This window comes from bacterium (assembly GCA_035527515.1).
In the GTDB taxonomy this organism is placed as follows: domain Bacteria; phylum B130-G9; class B130-G9; order B130-G9; family B130-G9; genus B130-G9.
Genome location: DATLAJ010000028.1, coordinates 1 through 9,598 on the forward strand (window position 1 = coordinate 1; position 9,598 = coordinate 9,598).

Annotated in this window: 9 protein-coding genes; 6 read left to right on the forward strand and 3 right to left on the reverse strand. The window is 56.9% G+C overall.

Going from position 1 to position 9,598, the window contains the following annotated elements; translation table 11 throughout:
- From VM163_01795 to VM163_01810, 4 genes are all read left to right on the forward strand, one after another.
- On the forward strand, positions 1-297 hold a 297-nt coding region (locus tag VM163_01795; protein HUT02608.1), incomplete at its 5' end, for a hypothetical protein.
- A 32-nt stretch (positions 298-329) separates the two neighbouring features.
- Entirely contained in the window at positions 330-1,634 is a 1,305-nt protein-coding gene (locus VM163_01800; protein HUT02609.1) for a hypothetical protein, read from the forward strand.
- A gap of 54 nt (positions 1,635-1,688) precedes the next feature.
- The gene (locus VM163_01805) at positions 1,689-3,077 is read left to right on the forward strand and encodes a hypothetical protein (protein HUT02610.1); all 1,389 of its coding nucleotides are present in this window, start codon (positions 1,689-1,691) and stop codon (positions 3,075-3,077) included.
- A 240-nt stretch (positions 3,078-3,317) separates the two neighbouring features.
- A complete protein-coding gene (locus tag VM163_01810; protein HUT02611.1) occupies positions 3,318-4,682 on the forward strand; it encodes a hypothetical protein in 1,365 nt (454 codons plus the stop codon).
- Between the two features lie 138 nt (positions 4,683-4,820).
- Here VM163_01810 and VM163_01815 read toward each other — a convergent pair whose 3' ends face one another.
- From VM163_01815 to VM163_01825, 3 genes are read right to left on the reverse strand one after another with little or no spacing between them, the layout of a single operon-like run.
- Complete coding sequence (locus VM163_01815; GenBank protein HUT02612.1) at positions 4,821-5,825, reverse strand: D-glycerate dehydrogenase; 1,005 nt, start codon at positions 5,823-5,825, stop codon at positions 4,821-4,823.
- Positions 5,825-7,024 carry a radical SAM protein gene (locus VM163_01820; GenBank protein ID HUT02613.1) on the reverse strand — a complete coding sequence of 400 codons (1,200 nt, stop codon included), beginning with the start codon at positions 7,022-7,024 and terminating at the stop codon, positions 5,825-5,827. The genes VM163_01815 and VM163_01820 overlap by 1 nt, the downstream gene beginning before the upstream one ends.
- Positions 7,025-7,027: 3 nt before the next feature.
- Complete coding sequence (locus VM163_01825) at positions 7,028-7,831, reverse strand: ABC transporter permease (GenBank protein HUT02614.1); 804 nt, start codon at positions 7,829-7,831, stop codon at positions 7,028-7,030.
- A gap of 496 nt (positions 7,832-8,327) precedes the next feature.
- Here VM163_01825 and VM163_01830 point away from each other — a divergent pair, with 496 nt between their 5' ends.
- Positions 8,328-8,612: a BMC domain-containing protein gene (locus VM163_01830; protein HUT02615.1), complete on the forward strand. Its 285-nt coding sequence runs from the start codon at positions 8,328-8,330 to the stop codon at positions 8,610-8,612.
- 16 nt (positions 8,613-8,628) lie between these two features.
- Positions 8,629-9,219 carry a hypothetical protein gene (locus VM163_01835; protein ID HUT02616.1) on the forward strand — a complete coding sequence of 197 codons (591 nt, stop codon included), beginning with the start codon at positions 8,629-8,631 and terminating at the stop codon, positions 9,217-9,219.
- Positions 9,220-9,598: the final 379 nt, after the last annotated feature.

The following is a 9,598-nucleotide window of genomic DNA, read 5'->3' on the forward strand; positions in this document are numbered from 1 at the left end:
ATAAACATGGGAGAAATCTCCGTAAATAGCGCCCCTCGGTGCTTTGTTCTTGTTCCCAAGTGGTCTGACTTCCCTCTTGCAGTTGGCCAGAGCCGTCGCAAGTTCAGCGATGAGGTGAGGAGTCTATTGAGAGCCACTTGGATGATAGATATTGACATCGGGAACGTGCCTGCGCCGGAAAAACGCTGGCGCTCGAGGAGCATAGATGCCGGAGCTCGCTCTGTTGTGCTGGGGCTTCTCCCCATATCTGAGGTTTCTGAATGGGACAACTACGATGTAGTTTGGATATTACGGTAGGTGTTTCTGGGTATCTGAAAGAGGAGGAAAGAATGAATAAAAGAGCGATGTTTGGTGCAATAGTGGTCATGTTGTTCCTAGGGCTTGCGCTCCAGGGGCAACACGAGAGTCTGGCATTGGGGAGTGAGATCAGCTTCTTGCACTGGTATCCAACGCCATCTGGAAACATTGTGCTGTGCGAGGACTTTGGCCCGACTAGTTCGGAGGGCCCGGAAATGCACAGCAAGGCAACTTTATTGACATGCGACAAGAATGAGGAGATGCCGCTCTTTGATGATCCTGGGCTGTACGTGTTCCCCTCCTCAAATCAGCCGGCTATCATAGGGGCAGCGAGGCGCCTAATAGGGGCGGTCAGATATCAAAGCGTTGGTGGTCGTCGTGCAGAAGGCGAGCCAGCACAGGCTTGGATAGGATATCGGTTTGTATTTGATGTATTTGATGTTTCCAACAATCGGGCATCCAAATGCTTCAGAACGGAGCTGGGTTTTGGTGACTCGACAGAATGGTGGCCAGCTTATCCGGTCCGATATATGCCCCGTTTCAAGACATGGGTGTGCCTGGGCCGGCACAGAGACGTTGGGGAGAAAGCCGAGACCGTGGGTGCATCGGACACTAGACAACGCAAAGCTCTGTTCATCTCAGATGCCGGTGAGATCATCTCTGAGACAGCGGTCGAATTACCCGACCAGGCTGTATTCTGGGGCAGCGTTGTGAACGAAGCCGGAGACAGACTAGCTCTGGTTTTCGTTGACCGAGGTGACCCATGGGCCTACAGGCCCAACGCAACAGGGAGGATTTATACATGTATATTAGACATGCGCGCTCCCGAGAGTGTCCCCCGAGTATCCCTTCTCTGTGAGACGCGAGGGTCCGATGCATCTACCTGCTGCGTGTCGAGATCGGGCAAGTACTTATGCACGCTGAAGGGAGACGCGGGGAGTCACCAGCTCCTTGCATCTATCTGGGCGCTGCGAGGTCAGTCAATGGTTCCACTCGTTCGCTCGGTGCCTCTCCCAGAAGAGGGCTGGTCGTTAGAGACTAAGGACCAGCGCTGGATAGTCAAATGGGCACTGGATTCTGACAATCTTGTCTTCACGCGATCAGACGAGGGTGAGACACGGTTTATAGTTACTGACCCGCATTTGCATATTGAACGGACACGGAGATTGAGACAGCCCTTGCCGGGATACACACATGTCATAAGCATGGGTGACATAAGCTACTTCGCGGAAACGGACGTTGCGATATACAACAGCGGGCGGCAGTCGCAAGTAGTCCGATATGATTTTCGTTCCGGCAAGGCTGAAGTCATTAAGGACATAACAGCAAAGCGCTGAGGAGCTGACGATGGACCTCGCCAGCAACATCGCCTTACAGCAAAGGAGGAAGACATGAAAGCAGCTATATATGTAATTTTCGCAACGCTTCTGGCTGTCGGGACGATGGCTCTGGGCGCATTTGGCGTTTCTGATGTGATAGCGACGCCAGCTTACTTGGACAACTGCGGGGGCGAATATGGCTTGCAGCATATGGTCGTCCGCGTCCTCATCGATAACGCTGGCACGAAGTGGTTCACAACGTCCGGCAATGAGATCTGGCGCTTCGATGAATCAGTGTGGATAACATATCAATTCACTCTTGACGACATTCCTGCCGGACGCTTGGTTGACATGGCATTGGATACCCATGACCGTCTCTGGCTATTGTTTACTGATGGTGGATATGTCTTACCGCAACTGTACTGCGTTCAAGGCTTCGATTTCAGGACCGTGAGCTTACCGAAGCTGTGTTGGTTTCCGACGGCGCTGACGTCTGACGCGTTCGGGCACGTATGGGTAGGCGGCTGGGACGATGGGAGTTGGGTGGCTAGATACGATCCCTTGTGGGACTCGTGGGATACGTGGTGGCCTGATTGGTGTGACTCGGATTTGGTCCCGCGAGCCTTCGCGACCGGCCCTGATGGGCGTGTGTGGTTCCAAGCCAGGGGCTATGGCTACAGGCCCGCTCTTTACGGGTCGCTGGCGACACCCGATGATGTAGGTATTGAATTCCAGAGGTTCAGTCCCCAGCCCGAGCGCAATTACGTGGACCTGGGAATAACTGCAACAGGCACAATTTGGTTGATAAGCCAACCAACTCTTGAAGACGAGACCCCGGCAATTATAGTCTACGGCGATGATGCGGAGAAGTGGTCCGTCCTTGAGTATCCTGCGCTCCCGTACTCACTCGCGGGCACCTGTCTGACCACTGTTGGCGACAAGGGGATATGGTTCGGGTCCAACAGAGGGGCATTTTGGTACGATTACACCGACTGGCGATGGATAGATATTGGTTTTGCGCACGACATAGCGGTGGACCCAACTAACCGTGACGTGTGGTTCGGCGCCGATGATGGGGTGTATGTGATGCGGGGAGGGCCGGAGGCGTGGCCGCCGGTCTGGATCGAGCTCGAGGCGGTCGCGCAGCCATGCGGGGCAACGCCGACGCTTTCCCTGCTAGGCAGCGCGGAGTTTCAGATGGACCTGCGCCTCGACCTATACGTCGCTCTCGAGCTTCCGGACGGGACCCTCCTCTTTGCGCCCAGCTGGAGCGCCTCGATGGCGCCTTTAGTCCCTAACTTGGAGGTCCCCATAGGCCTGAACGTCAACGGCCTGCCTCTCGTCACACTGGAGGTTGCCGGGATCCCGGCGGGGACATACCGGTGGTATGCGGGGTGCACCCACGCGGGTAGCATGGACTTCGCCAGCAACATCGCGTCCTGCGAGTGGCAGTTTGAATGAAAGGATGAAGGCGGAAGGCGAAAGGATGGAGGGTAAGTGATCCACGAAGACGACGAACTCGCACGAAGGGAGGCGATGCGACAACTTGATTGAGCATGGCACGCGAATGCCTGACTGGCGCTATCTAAGTAGTTGCAGGACACCAAGCACGTTCCCATTGAGGCCGGAGGAGTTTCGTGGTGGAATTCTCTCCGGGAAACGGCAACCGTATTGAATGATCGTGATTAAGGAGATTAACGAATGTACAGATGCACTCTGTTTGGACTTCTGGTGTATGTCCTGGTGCTTCTCAGTTGGTGTTCTGCGGAGGAGACGTACCTTGAGCACTACACCTCCGCTGACGGTCTGGGCTCAGATGTGGTGCACGATATCTTCATAGCATCCGATGGCACGAAGTGGTTTGGAACTGACTGCGGCCTGAGCGAATTTGATGGCGAGGCTTGGTCCAACTACCTGGTTGAACCGGCGGCCCCAGGGTCAAGGGACTGCGATCGCAACATCGCAAAGTGCGTCACAGTTGACGAGCTAGAGAGAATGTGGGTTGCGTTTCCTCACAACGGTGCACGGCGTTTCCTAGCCGGCGGTTTCGATCGCAGAATACCGGGCGACGATCTGGTATGCTGTCCCACGTGCCTCGCCTGGACGAAGGACGGCGATCTTTGGGTCGGTTCTGTCGATTGGATTGGGCGCTACAATCTCATTGACGGTTGGCGGTTCTTTTCCGAGTGGTCCGCCTCGTCCCAGCCTTATGGAATCGACTATGCCCTCAACTTCGCTGAAGAACCAAGTGGCATCCTTTGGATTGGTACTTACGCCGGTGTCTGGGCGGTGCGCAACCGAGGGGACATCTGGGACTGCTACTTGTCCTCGCCCGAGATGCATAATTTCCGCATATCAGTGCTGGACGACGGCACAAAGATCGCGGTCGGAAACGACTACAGTGCTCTCGGCGAGTCCAGGGGCCTACTCTATCTAAGCGTGGATGGCACAACCTGGAGCATGCTTACGCCGGACTTCGGCACTTACAGCCGGTTCACATGTGTGACCTCCCTTGAGTCGGGAGGGTTCTGGATAGGAGGGTCTGGCGGCGCTCTCTTCTACGACTGGCACCAATGGCGTTGGATTGAGGCTTGGTATGATCTGGAGGGCATGGCCGGCGACATCACAGATATTGCGATTGATAGAAACGGAGATATCTGGTTCAGTTCATGCGGATATGGAGTGGGCGTCCTCAGAGGCGGCTTAGCCGAGCGGCCACCGGTTCGTATGGGCATTTCAGCAGAAGTCGAGCCCCACAGCCCCCGGACTGGTCTAAGCATCATGCTCTCAGCCGCTATCGAAATGAACCTCATGTTGGACCTGTACCTCGCTGTTCAGACCCCAGATGGCTCTATTCTCTTCGCGCCTCAGTTTGGGACGCTGTCTGTGCCTTTACTGCGAAATGTCTCCGTCCATGGGCGGGAGCAGTTTCATGATATCCCTCTCTACCGGCTCGTGCTAGATCATATCCCTGCCGGGACATATCGGTGGTTTGCGGCGTGCACCCACGCGGGTAGCATGGACTTCGCCAGCAACATCGCCTCGTGCGACTGGCAGTTTGAATGAAAGGCGGAAGGCGGAAGGCTAAAGGATGAATTGGAAGTGAGCCACGAAGGCCACCAAGAGGCACGAAGGGAATGTGAGGGCGGGCTGCGGAAGGCGGAAGGCGGAAGGATGAAGGATGAAGCGGGTGGGGGCAGGGTGCTAGTCGGCGAGCACCTCCGGGTTTACCGGGAATTGCGGCCGGCGGCCAGAGAGAGCGGCAGTCAGGTTCTCTGCGGCGATCTTTGCCATTAACGAGCGAGTTTTGTGTGAGGCGCTCGCGATGTGCGGGGCAAGCACCACGTTTGGAAGCGACGCAAGCAGCGGATTCACATCTGGCTCATTCTCGAAGACGTCAAGGCCTGCCGCAGCGATCGTCCCGTCGCGGAGAGCTTCCGCAAGTGCCTGCTCATCGACTACCGGCCCGCGCGATGTGTTTATGAGTATTGCCGTTGGCTTCATCATTCTCAGCTGGGCATGGCTGACGAGGCGCCTCGTCTCATCGGTCAAGGGCACATGGAGGGAGATGAAGTCGGATTCGGCGAAGATTCTATCAAGAGTCGTGAATGTCGCCCCAAGCAGGGATTCATCTTCGTTCGAGGCTTTGGCGACTGAGTCGTAATACAGGATGCGCATGTCGAAGCCCCGCGCTCGCCTCGCTAGGGCTTGACCGATCTTGCCGAAGCCAACGATGCCGAGCGTCTTGCCGTAGATGTCCTGGCCGAGCATGAGCATGGGGTCCCACCCGGTGAAGTTGCCGGCCCTGGTGAAGGCGTCCGCCTCCACAGCGCGCCTCGCGGCGGCCATCAGGAGTGCAAACGCGAAGTCAGCGGTTGTTTCGGTGAGGACGCCGGGGGTGTTGGTAACCAGGATGTTCCGCTCTGTTGCAGCCTTCACGTCTATGTTGTTAAAGCCGACCGCGTAGTTCGATATACATACGAGGTTCTGGGCTGCGGCGATCACCTCCGCATCGATGGGGTCGGTCAAGAGACACAATAGGCCATCGATATCGCCGACGTGCTCGAGCAGCTCAGACTTGCTGATGGGCACTTTAGCTTGACGGACGACAACATCGAAATGGTCTTGCAGGATCGAGATGCCCGGCTCGGGTATTTGCCTGGTAACATATACCTTCATTCTCTGAATCTGGATGTTCGTCGCGTTCATCACTTCACCTTCAGTTTCGTTCTAAAATAGATGCCAAAAACCTGCCTCATGGCCCACAATCTTGCCCGCTTAAGCCTGTACTGTCTTGGGCTTTCGAGAAAATACCTTCCCTCCTCGGGCAAGAGCACGATGCTGACCTTGACGTTCGGCGCCATCCCGACGGGCAGATTGTGCTCCATGCACCGCTGGTAGAGCCTGGCGAAGATCGGCACCATCTCCTCGGTTTGAGGCGGCGGCATGTTCTCGTAATCCGTGCCCCTCAAAGGCCGAAAAACGCAGACGGTTGGGATTGCGCCTACGCCAGTTATCCAGTCGATGGCCTCAAGCGTTTTCTCGACCGGCTCGAGGCCCGCGATTATCTCGCCGTTCGTTGTGTTGAACATCGAGGCGCAGTGCTCGATCGCCTTTAGGTAGCGTTTCAGGCCCACCAAGCGGCTCTTGCCGGGGCAGACCTCACTGAGTCGAGCCTCGTCCATCAGCTCGAAGCAGAATGAGACGTTGTTTACCCCCATCTCCTTCAGCCTAGAATAGCGGCCGAGGTCTGGGTGCGGCGGGGTCTGGACCCCGATCAGAAGGCCCGTCCTCTCCTTGACCGCTCTTATGAAAGGCTCTAGATCGTCTAAATAGGTGTCCCCCTCCTGATACCCCGTGTTGAAGTGCACGAAGGTTATCTGAGAGTCGCGCCTCGCCGCGAGCACGGTCTCAACTACGTCTTCTACGGTTTTGTGCATGGCCTCCTTGTCGCCGAGGTTCAGCCCTACTGAGCAGAACTTGCAGTTTTGTCTCGGCGAAAGCGTCCAGTGGTAGCAAAGGCGCGTGGGATAGATGCCGAGGTATGTGCCCTGCAAGACACCGACCTTTGACATCAACTGCCCGCTGGTGGTCCTTGCGTCATAGAAACTCGGACGGCCCGGCAGCGACACCTCAACTACTCGCTCGCCGTCGCGCCTCAGGACATATCTGCCGTCCTCCTTGTGGAGGCAGTATGGGGATGATCTCGCGAAATCTTCCTCGACAGGGGCGTTCACCCAGACGTTCTCCGGAAGAACCATGTCCAGACCGCTCCCGAGACCCGCCCTGGTTCGCAGGACAGGCCGGCCGTCGTGCTGGAGGTCGCAGCTGGGGTCAATCCGAGTGCCCTTGCAGAGGAGGTCGAGCTTCGTGTAGCCGGAGTTTGCCCTTTGTGAGACGGAATGCAAGGCCTAAAGCTCCTTCGCAAACGTCTTTTGGAGCTTGCTGAATACGGATTGACCTATCACGAGAGCAAGGAAGGCGCTTACGATGGCGATGAGTGCTGCCGTCCTGAGGACCTCGGGCGAGACCGGCGCGAACAGGACGTGCCGATACAGAACCATGATTGAGGCCATTGGATTGATAAGATAGAGCGTCAGCAGTTCAGGGCGGCCGATCTCTTGCAGCTTCGTTTGGAGCATCGCAAGCGGATAGATGATCGGGTTTGCATAGAACCAGACGAAGATGACGATCTCGACGAGGTTGCCGATGTCCCGGAACATGACGTTCGTGGACGAGAGGAACAGGCCAACGCCGAGTGTGAAGACCAGGTGTATTAGCATGACCAGTGGCAGATACGCCCACCGAACGGAGAGATGCCCGTATGCAGCGAGGAAGGGCAGCATGACGCACGTGCCGAGTAAGAAATTGACCAGGCAGGCAAGGATGCTCGAGATGGGGAATATCTCCCGGGGGACCATGACCTTCTTGATGAGGTTGGCGTTGCGGATGATGGATGTGGCAGATTCTGAGAGCGATTGCTGGAAGAATATCCAGGGCATGAAGCCGGTGAGCAGGTATAGGCCGTAGTGCGCCATCTTTATCCTGATAATAAACGTGAACACGACGGCGAAGACGACGGTCGAGACAAGCGGGTTCAGAAGAGCGTATAGAAAGCCCAGATATGAGCCGCGATACCTGACCTTCAGCTCCTTGACCACGAGGTTGTAGATTATCTCGTGGTCTTTCAAGATGCGGACAAACCTTCTTATCATATCGCCCGCAATTCTACCCGCTGCCGCGCATCTTGCAAGGGCGGGCGTCGACCCCAATAATCAGATTGACCGTCCGGGAAGTTCTCTGTTGCAGTTGCTTGACACGTAAATAGAGGAGTTCACGTTGCAGTCCGAACTGCTGCCTCCTTCTCCTGCCGGGTGCAAATGAGGGACCGAGGCTGCAATCCCCGACGCGGGATACCGTGGGTAGCCGTGCGTGCAACGCAACGGGAGGGTTATTATGGAGGCATAAGAGCTCTCCTTGCACCGTCAGGCTGCGCCTGCGGCTACCCGTGGTGTGCCCTTTCGGGCAGAATCCGCTGCGCCCCATCCCCGAGGCGGCCGCGACATTCCCCTCTTCAATCTGATTATTGGGGTGAGCACGCTTGACAGCCAGAAACTGAGAGAAGTAAACTCATCGAGTAGTAAGCCGCAATTTGTTGGCAACATTGCCTATCCATTGCGGGGCTCGGAAACTGCGGGAGAGCGAAGGATGCTGCCGGGGCAAGAGGCGCTGGGTTTGGTTGAGACGATTGGGTTGACGGGTGCGATTGAGGCTGCGGACGCGATGGTGAAGGCCGCTGACGTGAGGCTAGTCGGGAGCGAGTACACCGGCGGTGGTGTAGTAACGGTGATGGTCAGAGGCGATGTTGGAGCCGTGAAAGCCGCAACGGATGCTGGCGCCGTCGCCGCCGGAGCGGTTGGTGAGCTGCTCTCGGTTCACGTGATACCTTTTCCACACGACGAGATAGAGAGGATCATTCCCGAACCTTCGAGATGATAGATGGGCCAGTGCATTGACCAATGTGATCGGGGCCAGGCAGCTTGAGCAGCTGCAAATAGGGGCATCGTTGCACGTGCCTGCGGACGCGATCATCACACCGCTGGCGATGGACATCATTCGAGAGAAACGCCTGAAGCTTAAAAGAATTGAGGCGGAGGCTGATGTTGCGTCGCGCACAAGGTCGCTGGAACTTGACGAGGCAGAGGCGGCTTTGAACGAGGTCGAAAGACCGGTATCCAGCAATGTGCAAGAGACGGGTCTGGCGCAGACTCCGCCGTCCCGCGATGTCGAGGAGTCCGAGGTGAAAGCCATCGTGGGCACCACTGTGAAACACGTCCTCAGTGAGACTCTCTTAGACGATGTGGGCACGGCCGATGCGGTGAAGTTCGCTGTCTTCGGGCCCGACTGTGCTGCACTGCTGCGGTCAGTTGCACAGGAGGTAGAGAGATGCTCAGGCCGCCTCGTGCGCGTTTCGGGCCGGACAGTCGCAGGCCTTTTTGTGCTTGCAGTCGCGGTCGCGGTGCCCGCCGCCCGGCGAGATGAGGTTAAGAATGCTCTCGAAACGGGTTTCTCGAAGCTCACAGTTCCAGCGCTATTCGAGTAATCGCTTCCGGCGCCGGTTTCGCCGGGGGACGGCTCTGCTCGAACAGCCAGAACCTATGTCCCTGAACGAATAGATGGGGCCCTGGACAGCTGGCATTCGTGGTGCTGGCGGGGCGTGCTCGCAGAACGAGAGGCCAGAAATCGACCTACCCACGCGACCGAATCTTCCCGGCCCTAAAAATCGGATTGACCGGGTGGGCGACCGCCTTTTCGGAGTGCGGTGGCTTGACACCGCTTTCATTGGTGGTGGCCTGACACCACCCTCTGGTAGACATCTATCTTGAACCTCGAAACCGTCATCGAGACAACGGCACGCTCCTTAGTAAAGCCCCCGCCGCGTCAAGCCGCGGCGCTCCAAAGCGGTGTCAAGCCACCGCACT

Bases quoted from the DNA above. Each gene is read 5' to 3' on its own strand.
- VM163_01800 (HUT02609.1), top strand. From the start codon at position 330: ATGAATAAAAGAGCGATGTTTGGTGCAATAGTGGTCATGTTGTTCCTA.
- VM163_01805 (HUT02610.1), top strand. From the start codon at position 1,689: ATGAAAGCAGCTATATATGTAATTTTCGCAACGCTTCTGGCTGTCGGG.
- VM163_01810 (HUT02611.1), top strand. From the start codon at position 3,318: ATGTACAGATGCACTCTGTTTGGACTTCTGGTGTATGTCCTGGTGCTT.
- VM163_01815 (HUT02612.1), bottom strand. From the start codon at position 5,825: ATGAACGCGACGAACATCCAGATTCAGAGAATGAAGGTATATGTTACC.
- VM163_01825 (HUT02614.1), bottom strand. From the start codon at position 7,831: ATGATAAGAAGGTTTGTCCGCATCTTGAAAGACCACGAGATAATCTAC.